Raw genomic sequence first — 21,772 nt, 5'->3', positions numbered from 1 at the left:
GATTCATTAGTTTCATTATTACTAGGAAATCTAACAGCTGAAGAATTTATTGAAGAAGCAGAGGAAGCTGCTGCGGATTACCGCGGTGAATAAAAGTAGCTGTGTATGGAATGTAGAAACGTCTACATTCCATACATTTATCTATTAAATGCTGAGGTTTGTATAAATTCTCTAATAAAGTATTTACCTAATAATACATATGAGTAAGCTTATTCATAAAACCTGACATACGAAAAGAGTGATTGTATGGTACAGAGTAAAAAACAGAAATATTTATTTTTAGCGTTTTGTCTAATTCCAACCTTTATTATGTTTAGCATTTTTACATTATACCCGTTGTTTAGTGGACTTTATTATTCATTTTTTGAATGGTCGGGGGCTTCTCAAACGAGGGAATTTGTAGGTTTTGATAATTATACTAGACTTTTCAATGATGGTATTATTCCTGCTACAATTTGGCATGACTACTTTTTAGTTATAACTAAGGTTATTGGAATTATGATTATGGCACTATTTATAGCTGTAGCCTTAACACAGTTAAAGATCAAAGAAGCGCCATTTTACCGAATTATCTTCTTCTTCCCTAATATTATGTCGGTTGTCGTAATCGGTATTTTATGGACGTTTATTTACAACCCGAACTTAGGTTTAGTGAACTCAGGGTTGGAAGCGATCGGTTTAGAGAATTGGACTAGACCGTGGCTTGGAAGTGAGACTTGGGCATTACCGAGTTTAGTTTTGCCATCCATTTGGGCAGGTATTGGATTATTTATGCTTCTGTTAATGGGAGGTATAGCTAATATTTCTAAAAGTAACTATGAAGCTGCAAGAATTGATGGGGCAAACGAGTGGCAGCAGTTTTGGCATGTTACTTTGCCGTTAATTTGGCCACAGATTAAAATCTCCATTTTATATATCGTCATTACGACACTGAATGGTTCCTTTATTATTGTTCAAGTTATGACTGGTGGTGGACCGAACAATTCAACACATGTAATGGGGTCATATTTATACCAGCAAGCTTTCAATCAGTACAACTTCGGTTACGGTGCAACAATTGGTGTTATGATTCTAGTCATTTCTCTAATTACTGTAATCCTATTACAATTCTTACTCAGAAGAGAAAAAGTTGAGTATTAAAGGGGGGAGTCGCAATGAAAAGAACAGTAGGTGAAATGCTCGTTAGGTCAGGGATTAGATTACCGTTATTTTTATGGTCTTTAGCCGTACTTTATCCAATCTTTTGGATGTTTTTAGGAGCATTTAAAACAAACGCAGAAATTTATGCCAATCCATGGGGGTTCCCCGAACAGTTTAACTTTGATAATTTCGTAACAGCATGGACGGATTATAACATTGATACGAGTGTATTTAATAGTTTAATAGTGACAGCAGTTGGTGCCATTTTATGCCTAGTTCTTGCGATTCCTACCGCATATGCGCTCGAACGTATACGCTTTAAAGGAAGTCAATTATTATTCACGCTATACATTTCAGCTATGATGATTCCAATGGTTTTAGGTTGGATTCCGTTATTCTTCTTACTTGCTCAGTTCAACTTGTTAGATAACATTTTTGGTCTTGCCATTGTTTATGCTATTTCACAATTGCCATTTACGATTTTTGTATTAACGAGTTTTATGGGAACAATTCCTAAATCTTTAGAAGAATCAGCTGCTATAGACGGCATGTCACCATATGGGGTGCTATGGAAGATCGTCACACCTTTAACGATGTCAGGCATTATTACCGTCACGATTATGAATGCGATTCAGTTTTGGAATGAATATTTTATGGCCCTCATTTTCTTACAGTCTAGTGAAAACTATACACTAGCACTAGCAATTGACTTCATTAGTAATGAGGCACAGTACACGAATGCTTGGGGTGTATTATTTGCCAGCTTAGTATTTGCGATTGTACCAGTCATTATTTTATACTCGATTTTCCAACGACGAATTACTAAAGGTATGACTGAAGGTGCAATAAAAGGATAATGATTAAGTTGAGAATCCTCTGTTTATAGACAGAGGATTTTCTGTTACATTAAAAATAGTTTAATAGAAGTCTTGTTTTTTGATAAATAATCTTCTATACTAATATTTAACATCAATATATTGATGTTATTATGTTTTATAAAACTATATATTGTATTTTTGCTTGTGTGGATGCCTTTTGAAAGGCTTAAAAGGGAATTTGGTGAAAGTCCAAAACTGCCCCCGCAACTGTAAACGTGGACGAAATGGAAGACCACTTTATAAGTTAAGTGTTTGCTACTTATAAGGGAAGGTCCAAAGTAGGGTGAAGCGTAAGTCAGGAGACCTGTCTACATGAGCTAAGTTACATTTTCTTCGGGGTGATAAGAGAATGAAACGACTCGTGATACATATTGGTATAAACCAACATATATTAATAAGTCGTTTTATTCGCTTCCCCCGATGGAGGCGAATTTTTTTATTTTAAGGAGGATTTTATGACGACAATCACAGAACAAGAAACTTTCGTTGTAACAGATGAAGGAAAAGACACTTTTTTAAAAGATCGGCTTAGCTCTTTTATTAGTGAAGTAACAAAAGGGTTTGAGCATTTAACTGTTGCGAACTTTGAAGAAAAAGTTATGAAAGCTGTGCAAAGTAAAGATGAATTAACACCTGAACAAATTACAAATGAATTATTATTAAGGGGATTAGAAAATATAAGCCCACAAGAGCCAGGTTGGACTTACGTTTGTGCCAATATTTATTTAAAGAAGTTATATAAAGAAGCTGCGACTAACCGTGGTTATGTCGGTACAACTAAGTATGGTTCTTACTATGAATTGTTAAATATATTGTCTAGCCAAAACATATACAGCGGTGACATTTTAAATCAATATACTAAAGATGAAATTGAAAAAGCGGAATCTTTCATCGTACCTGAGCGCGATCACTTCTTTACCTATATCGGCTTACGAACGTTAGCAGATCGTTATTTAGCGAAAGATCATGAAGGTCATTACTATGAACTGCCACAAGAACGCTTTCTCACGATTGCCATGACTTTAATGATCAATGAGCCGAAAGAAAAACGCCTTCAATTAGTTGAAGAAGCTTATTGGGCGTTAAGTAATCTATATATGACGGTAGCGACGCCGACGTTATCAAATGCAGGGAAATCGTACGGACAGCTATCAAGTTGTTTTATCGACACGGTGGATGACAGTTTACAAGGTATTTATGATTCAAATACAGACATTGCTAATTTGTCGAAAAATGGTGGCGGAATTGGTGTTTATTTAGGGAAAATTCGTTCACACGGAAGTTCGATTAAAGGGTTTAAAGGTGTATCGAGTGGTGTGATGCCATGGATGAAACAGCTTAATAATACAGCAGTTAGTGTTGATCAACTCGGTCAAAGACAAGGTGCCATTGCGGTGTATTTAGATGTTTGGCATCAAGATATTTTTAAGTTTTTAGATGCGAAGTTGAACAATGGTGATGAACGCCAGCGTACTCATGATTTATTTACAGGTGTATCACTACCTGACTTATTCATGGAAAAGGTTGAAGCCCGTGAAGATTGGTATTTATTTGACCCTCATGAAGTAAGAGAGGTTATGGGCTTTAGCTTAGAAGACTATTATGATGAAAAGCAAGGTGAAGGATCATTTCGAGAAAAATATGAAGCGTGTATTCATAATCCAGATCTATCAAAAGAAAAAGTGCCAGCAATTGATATTATGAAGCGGATTATGGTTGGTCAGCTTGAAACTGGCACACCTTATATGTTTTATCGAGATGAAGCAAATCGACAAAATCCGAATTCACATCAAGGCATGATTTATTGTTCGAATCTATGTACTGAAATTATGCAAAATCAAAGTGCGACAACAGTAGAAGAACAGTATACAGAAGATGGCAAGATCGTCGTTACGAAAGCCAGGTGACTTCGTCGTTTGTAATCTATCAAGTATTAATTTAGGTAAAGCTGTGCCAGATGATGTGCTAGAACGTTTAATTCCGATTCAAGTTAGAATGCTTGATAATGTGATCGATTTGAATACAATTCCGGTTCTGCAAGCACAATTGACGAATCAAAAATATCGTGCAGTCGGATTAGGAACGTTTGGTTATCACCATTTACTTGCACTTAAAGAGATTGCGTGGGAATCAGATGAAGCGGTTGAATTTGCTGATCAGCTATATGAAAAAGTAGCTTACTTAACAATAAAGTCGAGTATGGAGTTAGCGAGAGAGAAGTGCCCTTATCCATTGTTTAAAGGGTCTAAATGGCACGATGGTAGCTATTTCGATGAAAAAGGGTATGACGGTGAAAAATGGGATGAACTGAAGCAAGACGTGCACGAGCATGGCCTGAGAAATGGGTACTTAATGGCTGTTGCTCCTAATTCAAGCACAAGCATTATTGCCGGAAGCACGGCTAGTATTGATCCGATTTTTAAAAAGTTTTATTCAGAGGAAAAGAAAGATTACAAAATTCCAGTAACAGCACCTGATTTAAGTCCTAAGACGTTCTGGTATTATAAGTCAGCCTATGACATCGATCATGCGTGGACGATTAAGCAAAATGCGAAGCGTCAGAAGCATATCGATCAATCGATCTCATTTAACTTTTACGTGAGAAATACGATTAAAGCGAAAGAATTACTAGACTTGCATTTAACGGCTTGGCATTCAGGTTTTAAAACGACTTACTATACGAGATCAACGTCATCTGACATAGAAGATTGCGAAAGCTGTGAGTCATAAGGAGGATAAATATGAACGAAACAATGCGTGAAAGAAAGCTATATGACATTCATGCACCGAACGCATCGACTGGCATTATTAACGGGGAAAGTTCCAACGTTTTAAACTGGGACGATGTTAGGTTTAAGTGGGCATATCCGATGTATAAAAATATGCTAGCAAACTTTTGGACACCGTTTGAGATCAATATGTCGAGTGACCAAAAGCAGTGGGCAGAATTAACAGATGATGAGCGCGAATCATTTAAAAAAATAATCGGATTGCTAGCCTTTTTAGATTCTGTTCAAACGGATTATTCTGCAAAAGTAGCTGATTACTTAACTGATTCCAGCTTAGCTGCGTTAATGCAAGTGCTGTCGTTCCAAGAAGTTGTGCATAATCAGTCTTATTCATATGTATTATCATCGCTCGTTGAAAAAGGCGAGCAAGATGAGATCTTTGAGTATTGGAAGCATGATGACATTTTAATAGAACGTAATCAATTTATTGCTGATGGTTATGAGCGTTTTGTCGAAGAAAAATCACCACAAGCTTTTATTGAATCTGTTGTGTATGATGTCGTGTTAGAAGGTCTGTTTTTTTACGCAGGCTTTGCGTTTTTCTACAACTTAGCCCGCAACCAAAAGATGGTATCAACGAGTACTATGATTAATTATATAAATCGCGATGAGTTGTTACACGTTAACTTATTCGCACACATTTTCAAAGAAACGTTGAATGAAAACCCTGAACTTAATACAGAGGAAAACCTGCAGTTTGTGACAGAGACATTTAGAGAAGCGACAGAACTTGAAGTGAAGTGGGGCGAACATATTATTGGCAACAAAATTGATGGGATCAACATGGACGAGCTAGAGCAATATATTCAACATACAGCAAACAAACGTTGTAAATTAATGGGCGCACCAGTTCCATTCCCAGAAGTAACAGAAAACCCACTTAAATGGATCAAAGCTTACAAAGAAGTCGATGAAGGAAAGTCTGATTTCTTCGAGCAAAAGTCGAGGCAGTATACGAAAGTTTCTGATGATAATGGGTTTGATGAATTATAAGAGAAAGCACCCTTAGTTGGGTGCTTTTTCACATCATAAACGCAACAATCGTTACGATTGGAAATGAAGCGGCAAGCATCATAGCAGTCCTTTGAGTGGATTGATAAAAGACCTTAGTTCGTTGGTCGATGTTTGAGTGTTGAAGCAAGTCTCTTTTTGAAAACAATCTAATTAACCCAATAACAAGGACGACTAAGGTTAAAACGAGTGGGATAACTGAACTTTCTGTACCTGTTAATTGTATAAAACCAAAAACAATTAATAGAATCGGTACAATTTCAATAATCGTCACTCTAATAAGAAGCTGAGTTGTTAAGCTTTGTGTAAAATCGGATGAAACTTCACCTTGGTTCAGTTGGTCTTCTAACTTGTTCGATAACTGACCAAACACAATAACGATTCCAATGACTGCAATTATAGATGCAATAGCAAAATACCAAATTGGATCCATCATAACATCTCCCTTTTTTTGTATTTCTCTTCAATATATATTAACGATTTAATAACAAAATACGTTTCAAATTTTTGTATTGTATTTATTAAAAGTTGGAGCGAAATGAGCACTGTTTATTTGGACAAAATTAGATATTTAACATGCAAATATGTAAATAGAAAAGTTGACCATCTTGACAAAATACCTTTCAAATAATATGATGAAATGTGTTCAATAACATGCCGGTGTGGCGGAATTGGCAGACGCGCACGACTCAAAATCGTGTTCCTTCTGGAGTGTCGGTTCGAACCCGACCACCGGTATTTTAGTTAGCTTTGATGTATTCTTGAATCATACAAAACCCTTATAATCATTGCACACTGCAGTGATTATGAGGGTTTTGTTATTTGAGAAATCGTTTAAAAAACTTAAAAAGTAACTAATTCCTAATTCTTTCTATTTTCATTCCAACAAATCAAAATTACTCTACATATAACAGGTACAAAATGGTTAAACTGAAGATTAGACTTAGTGATTATTAAGGAGTGAAGAGAAATGGATTCTTCTCAACACAATAACATTAAATTAACATCAGGAGAAATTACCAATTTATGGTCTTTGTATATGGAAGATAGCGCTTCTGTTTGCCATTTTAAATATTACCTAAACACAGTAGAAGACACGGAAGTTAAATCTGTTATTCAATATGCATTAGACATTTCCCAATTACATGTAGACACAATAAGCGAGATATTTACTCAAGAAGGATATCCTGTTCCTTATGGCTTTAAATTAAATGAAGATGTTGATGTGAATGCGCCAAAATTGTTTTCTGATACTTACATTTTATATTTTCTTAATAATATGGGAAAGATTGGTTTGAATGCATGTAGCGTAGCTCTACCTGTAGCGGTAAGAGAAGATGTTTATAGCTTTTTTAGTCAGTGTTTAAAGGAATCAGATAATCTTATCAAACAAACTAACGATCTATTATTGGCAAAGGGGCTGTATATTAGATCACCATATCTTCCAAAGCCTGAATCGTATGATTTTGTAAAACGGAAAAGTTTTTTGGCAGGCTTTTTTGGGGATAAAAGACCTTTAACAGGTACTGAGATCATCAATTTATATTCCAACTTTCAACGAAATGCATTAGGAAGTGCTACGATGATAGGGTATAGTCAAGTTGCACAGAATGAAGATGTGGTAAATTTTCTCTTAAGGGGAAAGGAAATTGCACAAAAGCATTGTGAAATATTTGGTTCATATTTAAATGATAACGATTTACCGAGTCCTATGTCTTGGGGTACTGAGGTAACTGATTCTACTGAGTACACTTTTTCTGATAGAAAAATGATGTTCTATGTAACAAGTTTGATTGCACTTAGCGTAGGGTACTACGGGTCAAGTATGTCCATGAGTCCAAGAAGAGATATTGGCGTTATGTATAGCAGATTAGTTTCAGAAATATTAAAATTTTCCGATGATGGGGCTAAAATTATGATTAAACATGGTTGGATGGAAGAACCACCACGGGCACTAGACCGTGATGAACTAGCAAAAAAGTGAATTAGCCCAGGATAAAAGAAAAGTCTTGAAGTAATTCTGATAAGCTAAGCTTTTAACACATCGAGCTTCAAACTGACTGGGGTGAAAGCTCGGTCCTTGTTTATTGACGGGGAAGGGGAAGTTTTTTATACAGAACAAAACCAATCAATCCTCATTAGCCGATTTTGTAACAAATTGAGCTTGGAACTGACCAGGAGAAAGCCCAGCCCCTCGTTTAAAGGCATGATAAAAGCTGGACATACTTTGATAACCAACTTGAAAACAGATTTCCGCACTATTTAAATTAGTCGTTAAAAGAAGTTCTTTTGCTTTCTTAACTCTGATCTTCTCTAAGTGCATACGAGGAGTAATCCCTGTTCTGTTTTTGAAGAGTCGGTTTAAATGATAAGGCTGATTCCTACCATGGATGCTAATTCATCTAAGAGAATTTTTTGACCATACTTTTCTTCAATGATCTGCATCGTTTCCTCTATAACTATTTCAAGAGGGTCATAAGTTATTATCGATTTCAAATCTGGTCGACATCTCTTACATGGACGATATCCCGCTTTACGTGCATTAGCAGCATTTGAATAGAAGGATATATTTTCACGATTAGGAACTCTAGACTTGCAAGAAGGTCGACAAAAAATGCCTGTTGTTTTGACTGCATAAAAAAATACTCCATCATATGCAGAATTGCATGTAGTTGTTGCTTCCCACATAATATTTTGGGACAGACTATTTTGATTTCTCATGACATTTTAAGCCTCCCTTGTAACAAAAAACTTCTTATTAATAATCATATAAACTACATATAAAGATCCCACAATCAATGGAACAACAATATATAACTTAAAGAAAGGAAGCACGAGTAAACATAAAATGAAGGACGTAAGTGATGCCCACCACGCCATTGTGTACTTCTTAAACAATTTAATGCCTGCTGCCATTGAAAGAAGGTAAACTATAATCCCTAATGAAGTCGGTATAAACAAAATGTCATCGAATGCTAATGACAAAGCCTTCGTCACCAAAACGCCTGTTATTGAAAAACAAACAACAAACAGAACCATCAGTCTTGGAACTTGAGTAGTTGTATGTAGTTTTGAAAACAATTTCGGGAAAGCTCTATCCCTGCTTAATGAATATCCTAATTGAGTAAGACTGGCGATAAATGCGTTTGCTGTTCCTGTACAAATAATTAATGCTAAAACAGCCGTGACGACTTTAGCACCCATGCCTAGTGTATCTCCCATTATAACACCAATAGGAGATAAGTTGCTTTCTTGACTACCATATGTAGCTGTTCCAATCGTAACAAAGCTTAACGCCAAAAATAATAATCCAATAACAACTACACTAACTATAGCCCCTTTGATTATATCCTTTTCTGGCCTTTTAAATTGTAAAGCTAAATTACAGATTGCCTCCCAACCGAAAAAAGACCAAAAGATAATCGTGACAGCTGTTCCGAGAGAAAACCAGCCATTTGGAACAAAGGGGGTGAAATGATCCAACTGTACTCTCGGAAGTGACACAATAATAGTTAATATTAGTAGAATCAGTAGCAAAGTGCTTAAAATCAATGCAACTTTACCACTTACTTTAACCCCGTGATAATTGCAAAGACCTGCAACTGTCAAAATCAAGACAGCAATTATCATTGTTCCAAAATGTGAGAATCCAAACGCCTGACTAACGTAAAAAGCACCGGTTAAGGATACAATTGTTTGACCGACTGCTGCTGTTACGAAGTAAAACCACCCGACGATATTGCCAAGGTGATATCCGAAAGAAGTTCTAACAAAGGTTGCTGTTCCACCAGCATCAGGATATTCTCTTGCCAAACTAGCAAAGGAATAAGCAAGCGGAAAACTAATTAATATAACGATCAGCCAAGATACAATTGATGCAGGTCCTGCAATTGAGGCCGTTGCCCCTGATAGAAAAAGGACACCTGATCCTAAAATAGCTGCAATGTATAAAGCAATTCCTTGAATTAATCCAATAGATTTATTGTTCATCGTCTCACACCTTTCATAGCATTCAGTGTACTAGTGAAAGGATGAGAAATTCTTCTCGTTTTTTGCGGTTTAATTCGTAAATTTATAGATTGAGCGTTATGCATTGTTCATTGAATTATAAGGTTGGGGACTATTAATCTCAGTCAAAGAACAGTATGATATAATGTTTGCTTATATGGTTTTATTGATCTTGTAACAACTCATTTTGGTCCGAAGAAATTAGGAGATTAATGTCAATGTGGAAAAATTATGCTATAGTTAAAAATATAAAGAATTAAATGCTTTTGTCCCCAAAACAACTATTGATATTCAAGCACTCACAAATGTTGACACACCAATGTTTTGTGGGTGCTTTTTTGTTAAATAAAAAGGTAGGAGGAATTTGGTATGAATGAAAGACAGGAAGGACTATTTAAAGGTCTTGAAACTTATAGAGAATACTTCTTATATAGTATTCAAGATGTAACGGAAGAAGAGGCAGAAATAATCCCTGAAGGTTTCAGAAATAACATTCGATGGAACATGGGGCACACTTATCTGGATCAGTATTTATGGATTATGGCGGTAACGAGAGAAAAAGATGAGGAAATAATTAAGCTTAATAAGTGGTTTGGATTTGGTAAGACCCTAGCTGATTTTACTGATGAAACACCTACGTTTTCAGAGTTAAAAGAAATGCTTAAAAAACAGATCAACGACGTAAAAGAAAAGTATGCGCATCGTTTGGAAGAAATACATCCTCCTACTGAGATGGAGCCTTACACAACAATTGAACAAGCATTAGTTCGCACAGCATTTCATGAAGGTATGCATTTGCAAACCATTAATGACATTAAGAAGTTTATCCATAAAAGGGAAGAGTAAGGGGCATTATGATAAAAGAAAAGGTGGGGCTTAAGTGTCAAAACATGGATTAATAGTTTTAATCATAATCACGGGTCTATTTTACATATTTCTAGCACCACGTGACCCGCTGTTCGTTTCAGTTCTATTTAAAGTCATCCCAATGATCGGCATTATTTTATATGCTTACTTACGGATAATTCGAACGTCTAAGGTAACATCATTTGAAAAAGTGATGGTTGTTGGAATTATCGTTTGTGCGGTTGCAGATGCTGCGATTGCGATCACGTTCATTGCTGGACTTGTGATCTTTTTACTTGGACATATCGTTTATATTTGTGGTTTTGCAATGAAAATAAATTGGAGTTTAAAGCACTTTTCAATCATCATTCCTTTATTAATCATCGGTGCTGTTTATGGTCATCTATTAATTCAAAATATCCAGTCACAAGAGGCTTCGCTTATTGGTCCAGTTGTCGTCTATATAATTGTCATTTCAGTTATGGTTGTCATGGCATTTTTGACAAGGAATCCTTTTGCGATGATCGGCAGTCTACTATTTTACCTTTCAGATGCTGTATTAGCTTGGAATATGTTCGTCGAATCGTTAACCTATTCAACAGTATACATTATGTCGACTTATTACAGCGCCCAACTGTTAATTGCACATAGCATTAATAAAATTGCTAACAAGTCGTAAGCAATCACCAAAATAACTCTATAAACCTCCTAGCACTTTTAGTTAAGTAGCGGTCTTTTAACCAAATTAAAGCTGACTCTGAGTATATATTTTCATCAGCAATGGGTAGCATCTTAACACCATCTATATTCTTATGTTGAAAAGTCGACTCAGGGATGATTGTTCCCCCTATACCTGACCTCACTAAATCTATGATCATATCGACATCTGGGCAATCTAGTATGATTTTAGGTGTGAGGTCGTGTTTTTTAAATTTCTCCAAAATGACTTCATATTGTCCAACCCCACTAATACGATGTAATAACATGAGAGGTAAGTTTGATAGTTCTTTCATAGTAATCGACTCTGAATTGGGCACTTCCCACTCTTGTGGTAAAACAGCAACGTAGTTCTCTTCTCGTAATGGTCGTGATTCGAAAGCTTGTAAGTCTAATGGTAGGCGTATGATAGCAAAATCCAACTCGTGATTAAGGAGGTGTTCAGCAAGAGCGTATGAGTCACCTTCTTTTAACCGAAAAGAAACGTCTGGATATTGTGACCTGAACTGTTTCAGTCCTTCAGGAATGTATGAAAAGCACGTTTTCACACAGCCAACAGCTAGTTGCCCGCGATAACCTTCTTCAATATCTTTTACTTCAGTCACTGTATCATCAATTTGTGAAAAGAGTAGCTCTACTTTTTTATATAAAATTTCTCCAGCTTCTGTTAGTACAAGTTTTCTAGATTGACGGTCAAATAGGGTAACACCGAGTTCGGTTTCTAAGTCTTTGAGGCTTTTACTGAGGGGAGGTTGTTGCATGTGTAGTTTTTTCGCTGCTTTCGTAATTTGACCTTCTGTTGCGATCGTATGGAAATACTTCAATCGTTTAAAGTCCATTTTTTAGTTCATCTCCCATACATTTTTTATATGACCTTATAACAAAACTTATATTATTAATATATCAGTATTCGTGCTAATATTCAAAATATAAAGAAAAATAAGTGTGACGCGTTATGGAAGTACATACAAAATTGAGGAGGTTTTATTAAAATGCCAGCAAAAACAGGTGCAGAGTATATTGAACGTCTCAAAAAAGCTAACAACAACGTTTACATTGGAGGTGAGCGTGTTGATGATGTGACAGAGCACCCAGCGTTTAAAAATGTCATCCAATCAATGGCTAAACTTTATGACATGCAGTATGAGAAGCCAGAAAAAATGTTGTATGACTCACCGACAACAGGTGATAAAGTCGGTAAAACATTTATGATGCCGAAAACGATTGATCAGTTAATTGAACGCCGTGAAGCGATTATGGAATGGCAAAGCTTTACGAAAGGTGTTATGGGACGCTCGCCAGATTACTTAAACGCAGAAGTTATGACGATGGAAGCGGCCTACGATTTCTACGGTCAAGACAATCCACTGTTTGCCGAAAATGCTCGTAAATACGCAGAGTATGCGAGAGAAAATGATATTAGTTTAACCCACACGTTAATCCACCCACAAGTTAACCGCGCCAAGATCCAAGCAGAACAAAAAGATGCAAACGTCGCTTTACATGTCGTTGAGAAAAATGATGATGGTGTCATCGTAGACGGTGTTCGTTTATTAGCGACACAAGGCGGTATTACCGATGAGATTATGGTATTTCCGTCAACTGTAAAGAAAACAGGCGAAAAAGATGATCCATATTCGTTAGCATTTGCCATCCCGAATAACACACCAGGACTTCGTTATCTTAGCCGTGAATCATTTGATTATGGTATGAACAGTTATGATCATCCTTTAGGTTCTAAATTTGAAGAAGGCGATACGATTGTAGCCTTTGATCACGTATTAGTGCCGTGGGATCGAATCTTTATTTTAGAGAACTCAACCATTTGTAACCAAGCTTTTGCAGAGACGAATGCGGTTGTTCATATGACGCACCAAGTTGTCGCAAAAGACATTGCCAAGACTGAGTTTTTATTAGGTGTCGTTTTAACGTTAATGGATTCAATCGGAATTGACGGTTTCCAACACGTGAAGGACAAAGGAACTGAAGTGATGTTGACGTTAGAAAATATGAAATCTCACTTATTCCGCGCAGAACATAATGCGAAATTAGACAAGTGGGGCATGATGACACCAGACTTTGAAGCGCTTAATGCAGCTAGAAACTGGTATCCAAGAGTGTACCCGCGTTTGGCTGAGATTTTAAGAATTTTAGGTGCATCAGGCATGATGGGCATTCCATCTTATGACGACTTTGCTTCGGATGAGATTGGTCCAATTTTGCACCGTGCTATGCAAGGTAAGAATGTTGAAGGTTTTGAGCGTGTGCAAATTTTCCGTTTAGCTTGGGATTTAACGATGAGTGCTTTCGGTAGTCGCCAAACGCACTATGAGTATTACTTCTTCGGAGACCCAATCAAAATGGGCATGGCTTACTTTGATCAATATGATAAAGAAAAATATAAAGACGTCGTGAAAGATTTCTTAAAGCAAGAAAATATTTCAAAGCCAAGTGCTATTAATAGTGGGATGAACGTATAACTTAAATGAGTTAGGAGGCGAAATATGGATAGTCGAACTTTCCGAGATGCGATGGGACGATTTGCAACTGGGGTTACCGTTGTTACGACACAAGTAGATGATGAAACACATGGTATGACGGCAAATGCTTTTATGTCAGTATCGTTAGACCCTAAGTTAGTGACGATCTCAATTGATCATAGCGCTAAAATGTATAACCAGATTAAACAATCTCAACAGTTTGCAGTTAGCATTTTATCTGATGAGCAGATGGATGTGTCGATGCATTTTGCTGGACAAAAAGACAATCCTGCAGCCGTTGAATTTGATTTTGTTAGTGGAATACCAGTTATTCGTGATGCGTTAACGGCGGTTGTGTGTAACGTAATCGAATTTTATGAAGTTGGTGATCATACGTTATTTATTGGGGAAGTGCTTGAGATTAAATTAACTGACGGCAATCCACTTGCCTTTTTCGGCGGTAAGTATGGGAGTTATCAGCTGTATAAGTGGTGAGGTGTTGTCATTTAACACCTCTTTTTGAAGTTTATATTGTAGGCGATCAAGCATAAAAAATATAGCAAAAAGGAGAGGATCTTGTGACACAGTTTCAAGCGCCATCTCAGAAAAAGTTAAAAGACATATCTTTGTATATTAACGGTGAGTTTGTTAAGTCCAACAGTCAAGAAACGTTTGAAAACATTAACCCATTTACGAACGAGCCAATTAATCATATTGCTGCAGGTGATGCGGCAGATATTGACGCGGCGGTTGCTGCTGCGAAAAGAGCTTTTCACGATGAATGGGGACAAATGAAGTTAGATGAACGACTTGATTACGTTTATAAAATTGGTGATTTAATCGAGGAACATAGTGAAGAAATTGCTGTATTAGAGTCATATGATACAGGTTTACCAATTAGTCAGACGCGTAAGATGATTGCGCGTTCTGCAAAAAACTTTAGATTTTATGCCGAAATGGTCAAAAGTCATTTATATGGTGAAGCGTATCAAGTTGATGATGAGTTTGTGAATTACTCAGTTCGTAAACCAGTCGGTGTTGCAGGGTTAATTACACCTTGGAATGCTCCTTTCATGTTAGAAACGTGGAAGATTGCTCCGGCTTTAGCTACAGGGAATACGGTTGTGTTAAAACCAGCTGAATGGTCACCATTATCGGCTAACCGTATTGCGGAAGTCATTCATGAAGCGGGACTTCCAGATGGCGTTTTTAACGTCGTGCATGGATATGGTGAAACAGCGGGTGCTGCATTAGTTCGTCATCCAGATGTGCCACTCATCTCATTTACAGGTGAGACGACGACAGGTTCAGAAATTATGAAAAACGGTGCAGATGCATTAAAGCAATTTTCAATGGAGTTAGGCGGAAAGTCTCCAATTATTATTTTTGATGATGCTGATGTCGACCGTGCGCTTGATGCGTGTACTTGGGGTGTATTCTCGTTTAATGGTGAACGTTGTACCGCTAACTCGAGAGTTTACCTGCATGAAGACATTGCTGATGATTTTATTAAAAAGTTAAAAGAACGCGTCGATCGAATTCGAGTTGGTGACCCAATGGATCCAAATACACAAGTCGGTCCGTTAGTTCACCGCGAACATTATGACAATGTCAAAGGTTATCTAGAGTTAGCGGAAGAAGAAGGTTGTGAAGTTTATAGCGGTCAAGTACCTGCTGAACATAGTCGTGGTAACTTTGTGCCGCCGACATTGTTATTAAATGCTGATCAGCATATGCGCGTTGTTCAAGAGGAGATTTTCGGTCCAGTGATCGCAGTGATGACCTTTAAAGATGAGGATGAAGTAATCGAAAAAGCAAATGACGTGCGTTACGGTCTTGCAGGTTATGTATGGACGAAAGATATGCAGCGTGGTCATCGTGTTGCTCAAGCAATCGATGCTGGCATGTTGTGGGTGAATTCGCAAAACGTTCGCGATTTACGTACACCATTTGGTGGTTCAAAACATAGTGGAATCGGGCGTGAAGGTGGATTTTATGCGTTTGAATTTTACACCGAAACGCAAATCATTCACGTGGCGATGAAAGATCATTATATTCCACAGTTTGGTAAGTAAATGGAGAGGAGTTGAACGTTATGAACTTCAACATTATTCGTTGCGGTCGTGCTGTGTTACATGTCACTGACTTAGAACGTTCTAAAGCGTTTTACGAAGCGTTAGGGTTTGTCATCACTGAAGCTGATTCAGACTGTGTCTATTTAAGAGGGCTTGAAGAGCATAACCATCATAGTTTGTTATTAATCGAAAAAGACGAACCAGTCGTCGAGGCGATCAGTTATAAAGTGTATTCTGATGAAGGTCTTGATCAATTGGCTGGTCACTTTGAAAGTGAAGGCACGAAGGTTAAATGGTTAGAAAAAGGTTCTCAACATGCTTTAGGGCGAGCGTTTCGGATTCAAGACCCACAAGGTTTACCGGTCGAATTTTATGCAGAAATGGATTCTGTTGATAGACTCTTGCAACGTTATGATTTGTATAGAGGAGCGAAAGTCCAACGAATCGACCACTTTAACTGTGCTGTAAAAGATGTACAACAAAGCTATGATTACTACATTAATGAATTAGGCTTTGCGTGTTCTGAATATACGATCGATGACAAGGAAAACATTTGGGCAGCTTGGCTTCATCGAAAACCGAGTGTACATGATGTGGCGTTTATGAATAGTGATGGACCACGTTTGCATCATATCGGCTTTTGGTTAAAGGACCCGATGAGCTTAATCGATGGTTGTGACGTATTAGCTTCGATGGGTTATGCGAAAAACATTGAAAGAGGGCCAGGTCGACACGGATTATCGAATGCTTTCTTCTTATATTTACGAGATCCAGACGGTCATCGTATAGAACTTTATAATGGTGATTATTTAACGAGTGACCCTGATTTCAAACCAGTTAAGTGGGATTTAAATGATCCATTGCGTCAAACGTTCTGGGGCCATGAAGCACCTGACAGTTGGTTTGATGAAGCATCGATTGTATTAGATGTCCACACTGGAGAACCAATTGAAACGGGTGAACCGAAGCTTAAAAAGACGAAGCCTCAGTTCATGATTTAATAGATTGATAGGAGGAATGACAATGTCTAACCAGTATGAAGAAATTAAGCAAAAGTTAAAAGGATCGATCACACCTGTGATTACCCCTTTTGATTCAGACCATGAAATAGATTTCGTTAAGCAATCTGAGTTAATTGAGTTTCAGTTAGCTAATGGAACACATGGTATTTCTGTTACAGGCACTTCTGGTGAGCCGAGTTCTATGACAATTGAAGAGCGTGTTCAAGTGATGGAAAATGCGGCAAGAACGATTGATGGCCGTGTTCCATTTGCACCAGGTACAGGTTCAACTAATCACGATGAGACGATCTATTTAACGCAAAAAGCACAAGAAATCGGTGCTGATGCGGCGATGGTTATTGTTCCTTACTATAATAAACCGAACCAAAAGGCGCTTTATAAACATTTTAAAACGGTCGCAGATTCCGTCGATATTCCAATCATTGTTTACAATATTCCTGGTCGTACAGCGAAAAACTTAGAAGTTGAAACACTAGCTCAATTAACTCAAGACTGTCCAAATATTATCGGCGTTAAAGAATCGAACAAAGACTTCGAGCACGTTAATCGTGTGTTATTGAACTGTGGAAAAGACTTTTTACTATTTTCGGGAATTGAACTATTATGCTACCCGATGTTAGCAATTGGTGGTGCAGGTTCAATTAGTGCTACAGCAAACGTAGAACCCAAGAAAGTAGCTGAAATGCATGATGCATGGTTTGCAGGGGATGTTGAAAGAGCGCAAAACTTACACTTTGAACTAATGCGACTAAACGATGTGTTGTTTATGGACACAAACCCAGCTCCAGTTAAAGCAGCTTTAGGTATGATGGATAAAATTGAACCTGTATTAAGACTGCCAATGGACTTACCGACAGACGATATTCAAAATGTGATCCATAAAACTTTAATCGATTATAATCTTTTAACGAATACGAAGCCGGTTAGCTAATAGCCGGCTTATCTGTATAAGAGGTGAAAGTAGATGACGCGCGTTAACTTTAAGCTACAAGGCTTTTCACAGCTAAAAGAAGGAACGTTACATGACGATTTTCAAAAGATCACAATAGATGAAAAGCAATATAACATCGACCAATTAAAGTTTGATAACCCAATTACGGGGACGTTGTATGGCACTCTTTTAAACTATAAAGGTGAGTATGAACAACTCAAACCAGAAATGAATGACAAACCTTATCAAAAACCACCTCAAGCTCCTGTATTGTACATTAAACCAATTAATACGCTCTCCACTCACCAAAACCCCATTCCACTCCCAGAAGGAGAAGAGCAAGTCCAAGTTGGAGCAGCTTTAGGATTAGTAATTGGAAAGACAGCAACGAAAGTTAAAGCAGAAGAAGCTTATGAATATATTAAAGGTTATACGATTGTGAACGATGTTAGTTTGCCTTTTTCGAGCTATTACCGACCGGCAATTAAACAAAAAGCAAGAGACGGTTTTTGCCCTATTGGTCCATGGATTATAAACCAAAATGACATCAAAGACCCTCACAATCTAGCAATTAAAGTATCGATAAATGGTGAAGTAAAACAGGAAAATTACACAGGCAATTTAATTCGCCCGATTCCTGAACTCGTTTCAGAAGTAACTGAATTTATGACGTTATATGAAGGGGACGTTCTTTTGATCGGTGTGCCAGAAAATCAACCTTTAGCAAAAGAAGGAGATCAAGTCAGTATTGAAATTGAACAAGTTGGGCGTCTTAATAACAGGGTCGTTCATGAAGATAACGTTTTCGTAAGTGAGGTGGCTGTTGATGAAGCAAGGTAGAGTTTTGTACGAATCAACGTTACATCATGTAACTGAACTAGACGGTAAAGTACAACTAAAAGACGGTAGATTAATAGAAGAACACGAAGTTGAATGGTTGCCACCCGTTGAAACAGAAACGATTTTTACACTCGGCTTAAACTACGCAGACCATGCGAAAGAGTTATCTTTCACAAGTCCATTACCAGAACCACTCGTGTTTTTAAAAGGAAAAAATACAATTACCGGTCACCGCGGCACGACTGTTAGACCTGAAGACGTTGAGTTCATGCATTACGAATGTGAGCTTGCAGTGGTGATTGGTAAATCAGGCAAAAATATTAAAAAAGAAGAGGCGCTTGACTATGTGAAAGGCTATACCGTAGCAAACGATTATGCGTTTAGAGATTATCTCGAAAACTATTTCCGCCCTAATTTAAGGGTGAAAAATAGAGATGGCTGTACGCCAGTTGGCCCTTGGTTTGTTTCAAAAGAGGAGATTGAAGACCCGATGAACTTACAGCTTAGAACGTATGTAAATGGTGAGAAAACACAAGAAGGGTCCACTAAAGATATGATTTTAGGAATTCCAGAGCTAATCGAATACTTAAGTAGTTTTATGACTTTGAATGATGGCGATATGATTTTAACAGGGACGCCTAAAGGCTCTGTTGATACTAAAGTTGGCGATGAAGTCATGACTGAAGTTGAAGGCGTTGGACGGTTAACCAACACGATTGTAAGTGAGTAAAAGAGGTGAAGTAAGTGCCACACTTTATACTAGAGTACACCGATAATTTAAAAGGTGATTTGGATGTTACAAGTCTATTAAATAGTGTCAATCAAGCGTTGTTAAAGCATGATGACTTATTCCAATTGGTGGTTTAAGGTCACGAGCGATTGAGCTTAAAGATTACGTCGTGGCAGACGGTCAAGAAGATGATGCTTTCATTCATGCGACTTTAAAGTTAGGTAAAGGGCGAACTGATGAAGAGAAGAAGCGCCTATGTGATGAGTTATACGATACGATTATCAACGATTTAGAGGAGTTGTTTAATGAGCGATACATGGCGTTTTCATTAGAGTTGTTTGAATTTACGCATCCAACGTATAAGAAAAATAACATCCATGAACGTTATAAAAATTTGAAGAAAGGGTGAAGTGATGTGGAGAAGTTGTCACAACTGCATGAGCTCTATATAAATGGAGAGTGGATTGGTGAAGGTTTTGAAAAGATTGATGTAGTAAATCCAGCTAACCATGAAGTCATTGCTCAAGTACCGAAAGTTGGTCGTGATGAAGCGTTGAAAGCTGTCGATGCGGCTAGTGAGGTTTTACCGAGTTGGTCATCTTTAACAGCAGATAAAAGAGCTCAATATTTAGAGAAATGGTACGCTCTTATAGACGAAGAGAAAGAATCAATCGGAAAGTTAATGACAGAAGAACAGGGTAAACCGTTAAAAGAAGCGGTAGGTGAAGTAGGTTACGCCAATAGTTTTATTAAGTGGTACGCCGAAGAGGGCAAACGTGTTTACGGCGATATCATCCCACCATCTCATCCTAAAAAGAGAATTTTTGTTCAAAAACAACCAGTAGGCGTTGTATCAGCGATTACCCCGTGGAACTTCCCAGCTGCGATGATTACACGAAAAATTGCTCCTGCCTTAGCTGCAGGTTGTACAGTCGTATTAAAGCCAGCTACTCAAACGCCACTGACGGCAATTAAATTAGTTGAGCTGGCTGAAAAAGCTGGAATACCTAAAGGTGTCATCAATATTATTATCGGTAGTTCTAGTGAGATTGGTAAAGCTTGGTCTGAGGACAGCCGTGTTCGTAAGCTTACTTTTACTGGATCAACTGAAGTGGGCAAAGTGTTAATGCGTGATGCAGCAGATACGATGAAAAAGATCTCACTCGAATTAGGTGGTCATGCGCCTGTAATCGTTATGGGAGATGCTGATTTAAAGAAGGCTGTTAGAGGTGTCATTCAGTCGAAATTCCGCAATGCGGGGCAAACTTGTATTTGTGCTAATCGAATTTATGTGCACGAATCAATTAAAGAAGAGTTTTTGCAACGTTTAAATGAAGAGGTGAAGACTCTAAAAGTAGGTAATGGTTTAGAAGAAGGAGTAGACATTGGCCCATTAATAGATGAAAGTGCTATGGAAAAAGTCGACAAACATGTAAAAGAAGCGGTCCAACAAGGAGCAGTCGTTGAAGTTGGTGGGGCAAAGCACACTGATGGAGAAGGTTATTACTACCAACCAACCGTGTTATCAAACGTCAATGACGACATGCTTTGCATGAATGAAGAAACTTTTGGCCCATTAGTACCTGTTTCAACATTTTCAGATGAGGATGAAGTCATTAAACGAGCGAACCATTCACCTTATGGGCTAGCTTCATATGTATTTACGGAAAATATGAGTCGCGCGTTTAGAATCAGTGAATCTCTTGAATTCGGTATTGTCGGCGTTAACGATGGCGCACCTTCAACGACACAAGCACCATTTGGCGGCTTTAAAGAAAGTGGCTTAGGTCGAGAAGGTGGCTATCAAGGAATAGAGGAGTACTTAGAGACGAAGTATGTTTCGTTAAGATTGTAAAAAAGCCTCAATGAGTGAAACTTTTATAAGGATTAAACGTTATAGTAAGTAGACAGCTTTTTAGACTACAATTAAATATTAAACCGATCTACTAGGGGAGCATGGTATTGCTGAGAGGTCTTTGACCGACCCTTTGAACCTGATCTAGGTAACACTAGCGTAGGGAAGTGGAGTGGTTAGTTATTGTTATATTGACGATTACTGCCCATCCCTAATTGCTAGTGGATGGGCTTTTTAGTGCTCCTTCGCTCGAAAGGGGTGAGGATCTTCTTCTAAAAGTAAGTCATACTTAGTAAATTAAATTGAAAGGGGAATGAACATGAGTGAACAATTTACAGATCGATTATGGAAAAGAGTAGAGCCAATCTGGGATTCGTATTTGGAGCATCCTTTCGTTAAAGGATTAGGTGAAGGGTGGTTAGAACAAGAGAAATTTAAACATTGGTTAAA

At 37.7% G+C, this 21,772-nt stretch carries 19 protein-coding genes, 1 tRNA gene, 3 pseudogenes and 2 riboswitches; of the genes and pseudogenes, 18 read left to right on the top strand and 5 right to left on the bottom strand.

The window, feature by feature from the left end:
* Positions 1–246: 246 nt before the first annotated feature.
* The 4 genes and pseudogenes from A194_RS0105120 to A194_RS0105105 all read left to right on the top strand — a co-directional run bounded on the left by A194_RS0105120 (position 247) and on the right by A194_RS0105105 (position 5,800).
* Positions 247–1,140 carry a carbohydrate ABC transporter permease gene (locus A194_RS0105120; RefSeq protein WP_017185795.1) on the top strand — a complete coding sequence of 298 codons (894 nt, stop codon included), beginning with the start codon at positions 247–249 and terminating at the stop codon, positions 1,138–1,140.
* 14 nt (positions 1,141–1,154) lie between these two features.
* Positions 1,155–1,997, top strand: coding sequence for a carbohydrate ABC transporter permease (locus A194_RS0105115; protein ID WP_017185794.1), 843 nt, complete (start codon positions 1,155–1,157; stop codon positions 1,995–1,997).
* A gap of 152 nt (positions 1,998–2,149) precedes the next feature.
* Positions 2,150–2,344, top strand: a riboswitch (cobalamin riboswitch).
* 129 nt (positions 2,345–2,473) lie between these two features.
* A pseudogene (locus A194_RS17410) lies at positions 2,474–4,748 on the top strand (ribonucleoside-diphosphate reductase subunit alpha).
* A gap of 11 nt (positions 4,749–4,759) precedes the next feature.
* Entirely contained in the window at positions 4,760–5,800 is a 1,041-nt protein-coding gene (locus A194_RS0105105) for a ribonucleotide-diphosphate reductase subunit beta (protein WP_017185793.1), read from the top strand.
* 28 nt (positions 5,801–5,828) lie between these two features.
* Here A194_RS0105105 and A194_RS0105100 read toward each other — a convergent pair whose 3' ends face one another.
* On the bottom strand, positions 5,829–6,251 hold the full coding sequence (locus tag A194_RS0105100; RefSeq protein ID WP_017185792.1) for a hypothetical protein: 423 nt from the start codon (positions 6,249–6,251) through the stop codon (positions 5,829–5,831).
* 223 nt (positions 6,252–6,474) lie between these two features.
* On the opposite strand from A194_RS0105100, the gene A194_RS0105095 reads away from it, so the two are divergent.
* Positions 6,475–6,556: transfer RNA gene (locus A194_RS0105095), tRNA-Leu, on the top strand.
* 232 nt (positions 6,557–6,788) lie between these two features.
* Positions 6,789–7,802 carry a DUF3231 family protein gene (locus tag A194_RS0105090; RefSeq protein ID WP_017185791.1) on the top strand — a complete coding sequence of 338 codons (1,014 nt, stop codon included), beginning with the start codon at positions 6,789–6,791 and terminating at the stop codon, positions 7,800–7,802.
* A gap of 144 nt (positions 7,803–7,946) precedes the next feature.
* Here A194_RS0105090 and A194_RS21305 read toward each other — a convergent pair whose 3' ends face one another.
* The 3 genes and pseudogenes from A194_RS21305 to A194_RS17400 form a co-directional block, all read right to left on the bottom strand.
* Complete coding sequence (locus A194_RS21305) at positions 7,947–8,141, bottom strand: helix-turn-helix domain-containing protein (RefSeq protein ID WP_017185790.1); 195 nt, start codon at positions 8,139–8,141, stop codon at positions 7,947–7,949.
* 38 nt (positions 8,142–8,179) lie between these two features.
* Positions 8,180–8,539 carry an Ada metal-binding domain-containing protein gene (locus A194_RS21300; RefSeq protein ID WP_017185789.1) on the bottom strand — a complete coding sequence of 120 codons (360 nt, stop codon included), beginning with the start codon at positions 8,537–8,539 and terminating at the stop codon, positions 8,180–8,182.
* Positions 8,523–9,808: pseudogene (locus tag A194_RS17400) on the bottom strand (APC family permease). Before A194_RS17400 ends, A194_RS21300 begins: the two are co-directional and overlap by 17 nt.
* Positions 9,809–10,195: 387 nt before the next feature.
* On the opposite strand from A194_RS17400, the gene A194_RS0105075 reads away from it, so the two are divergent.
* Together A194_RS0105075 and A194_RS0105070 are read left to right on the top strand one after the other, a co-directional pair.
* A complete protein-coding gene (locus tag A194_RS0105075) occupies positions 10,196–10,672 on the top strand; it encodes a DinB family protein (RefSeq protein WP_017185787.1) in 477 nt (158 codons plus the stop codon).
* Positions 10,673–10,706: 34 nt separating this feature from the next.
* Positions 10,707–11,351 (top strand): lysoplasmalogenase, encoded by a 645-nt coding sequence (locus A194_RS0105070; RefSeq protein WP_017185786.1) that lies wholly within the window; start codon positions 10,707–10,709, stop codon positions 11,349–11,351.
* 4 nt (positions 11,352–11,355) lie between these two features.
* On the opposite strand, the gene A194_RS0105065 is transcribed toward A194_RS0105070, so the two are convergent.
* A complete protein-coding gene (locus A194_RS0105065; RefSeq protein ID WP_017185785.1) occupies positions 11,356–12,228 on the bottom strand; it encodes a LysR family transcriptional regulator in 873 nt (290 codons plus the stop codon).
* Between the two features lie 153 nt (positions 12,229–12,381).
* Between A194_RS0105065 and hpaB the strand changes: the two genes are divergently transcribed.
* The 10 genes and pseudogenes from hpaB to A194_RS17390 all read left to right on the top strand — a co-directional run.
* Positions 12,382–13,869 (top strand): 4-hydroxyphenylacetate 3-monooxygenase, oxygenase component, encoded by a 1,488-nt coding sequence (gene hpaB, locus A194_RS0105060; protein ID WP_017185784.1) that lies wholly within the window; start codon positions 12,382–12,384, stop codon positions 13,867–13,869.
* A gap of 24 nt (positions 13,870–13,893) precedes the next feature.
* Positions 13,894–14,364: a flavin reductase family protein gene (locus tag A194_RS0105055; RefSeq protein ID WP_017185783.1), complete on the top strand. Its 471-nt coding sequence runs from the start codon at positions 13,894–13,896 to the stop codon at positions 14,362–14,364.
* A gap of 83 nt (positions 14,365–14,447) precedes the next feature.
* Positions 14,448–15,944 (top strand): 5-carboxymethyl-2-hydroxymuconate semialdehyde dehydrogenase, encoded by a 1,497-nt coding sequence (hpaE, locus tag A194_RS0105050; protein WP_017185782.1) that lies wholly within the window; start codon positions 14,448–14,450, stop codon positions 15,942–15,944.
* A 20-nt stretch (positions 15,945–15,964) separates the two neighbouring features.
* The gene (hpaD, locus tag A194_RS0105045; protein ID WP_017185781.1) at positions 15,965–16,945 is read left to right on the top strand and encodes a 3,4-dihydroxyphenylacetate 2,3-dioxygenase; all 981 of its coding nucleotides are present in this window, start codon (positions 15,965–15,967) and stop codon (positions 16,943–16,945) included.
* A 22-nt stretch (positions 16,946–16,967) separates the two neighbouring features.
* Positions 16,968–17,897, top strand: a complete 930-nt coding sequence (gene hpaI, locus A194_RS0105040; RefSeq protein WP_017185780.1) for a 2,4-dihydroxyhept-2-ene-1,7-dioic acid aldolase — start codon at positions 16,968–16,970, stop codon at positions 17,895–17,897.
* 33 nt (positions 17,898–17,930) lie between these two features.
* Positions 17,931–18,737: a fumarylacetoacetate hydrolase family protein gene (locus A194_RS0105035; protein WP_017185779.1), complete on the top strand. Its 807-nt coding sequence runs from the start codon at positions 17,931–17,933 to the stop codon at positions 18,735–18,737.
* Entirely contained in the window at positions 18,724–19,467 is a 744-nt protein-coding gene (locus A194_RS0105030) for a fumarylacetoacetate hydrolase family protein (RefSeq protein WP_017185778.1), read from the top strand. Before A194_RS0105035 ends, A194_RS0105030 begins: the two co-directional genes overlap by 14 nt.
* Before the next feature lie 14 nt (positions 19,468–19,481).
* Positions 19,482–19,876: pseudogene (locus A194_RS21295) on the top strand (5-carboxymethyl-2-hydroxymuconate Delta-isomerase).
* Positions 19,877–19,882: 6 nt separating this feature from the next.
* Positions 19,883–21,322, top strand: coding sequence for an NAD-dependent succinate-semialdehyde dehydrogenase (locus A194_RS0105020; protein WP_017185777.1), 1,440 nt, complete (start codon positions 19,883–19,885; stop codon positions 21,320–21,322).
* Between the two features lie 83 nt (positions 21,323–21,405).
* A riboswitch (TPP riboswitch) is annotated at positions 21,406–21,505 on the top strand.
* Between the two features lie 136 nt (positions 21,506–21,641).
* Positions 21,642–21,772, top strand: a 131-nt coding sequence (locus A194_RS17390) for a thiaminase II/PqqC family protein (protein WP_040402366.1), incomplete at its 3' end; no start/stop codon positions are given.

It is taken from the genome of Alkalibacillus haloalkaliphilus C5 (assembly GCF_000269905.1).
GTDB lineage: Bacteria > Bacillota > Bacilli > Bacillales > Alkalibacillaceae > Alkalibacillus > Alkalibacillus haloalkaliphilus_A.
This window is presented reverse-complemented; position numbering and strand designations above follow the sequence as displayed.

Excerpts from the sequence above, each read along its gene's own strand:
- A194_RS0105055 (WP_017185783.1), top strand. The coding sequence starts at position 13,894 with ATGGATAGTCGAACTTTCCGAGATGCGATGGGACGATTTGCAACTGGG.
- hpaD (WP_017185781.1), top strand. The coding sequence starts at position 15,965 with ATGAACTTCAACATTATTCGTTGCGGTCGTGCTGTGTTACATGTCACT.
- A194_RS0105065 (WP_017185785.1), bottom strand. The coding sequence starts at position 12,228 with ATGGACTTTAAACGATTGAAGTATTTCCATACGATCGCAACAGAAGGT.
- A194_RS0105035 (WP_017185779.1), top strand. The coding sequence starts at position 17,931 with ATGACGCGCGTTAACTTTAAGCTACAAGGCTTTTCACAGCTAAAAGAA.
- A194_RS0105030 (WP_017185778.1), top strand. The coding sequence starts at position 18,724 with ATGAAGCAAGGTAGAGTTTTGTACGAATCAACGTTACATCATGTAACT.
- A194_RS0105090 (WP_017185791.1), top strand. The coding sequence starts at position 6,789 with ATGGATTCTTCTCAACACAATAACATTAAATTAACATCAGGAGAAATT.
- A194_RS21300 (WP_017185789.1), bottom strand. The coding sequence starts at position 8,539 with ATGAGAAATCAAAATAGTCTGTCCCAAAATATTATGTGGGAAGCAACA.
- A194_RS0105075 (WP_017185787.1), top strand. The coding sequence starts at position 10,196 with ATGAATGAAAGACAGGAAGGACTATTTAAAGGTCTTGAAACTTATAGA.
- A194_RS0105115 (WP_017185794.1), top strand. The coding sequence starts at position 1,155 with ATGAAAAGAACAGTAGGTGAAATGCTCGTTAGGTCAGGGATTAGATTA.
- hpaB (WP_017185784.1), top strand. The coding sequence starts at position 12,382 with ATGCCAGCAAAAACAGGTGCAGAGTATATTGAACGTCTCAAAAAAGCT.
- hpaI (WP_017185780.1), top strand. The coding sequence starts at position 16,968 with ATGTCTAACCAGTATGAAGAAATTAAGCAAAAGTTAAAAGGATCGATC.
- A194_RS0105120 (WP_017185795.1), top strand. The coding sequence starts at position 247 with ATGGTACAGAGTAAAAAACAGAAATATTTATTTTTAGCGTTTTGTCTA.
- A194_RS0105100 (WP_017185792.1), bottom strand. The coding sequence starts at position 6,251 with ATGGATCCAATTTGGTATTTTGCTATTGCATCTATAATTGCAGTCATT.
- A194_RS0105105 (WP_017185793.1), top strand. The coding sequence starts at position 4,760 with ATGAACGAAACAATGCGTGAAAGAAAGCTATATGACATTCATGCACCG.
- A194_RS21305 (WP_017185790.1), bottom strand. The coding sequence starts at position 8,141 with ATGCACTTAGAGAAGATCAGAGTTAAGAAAGCAAAAGAACTTCTTTTA.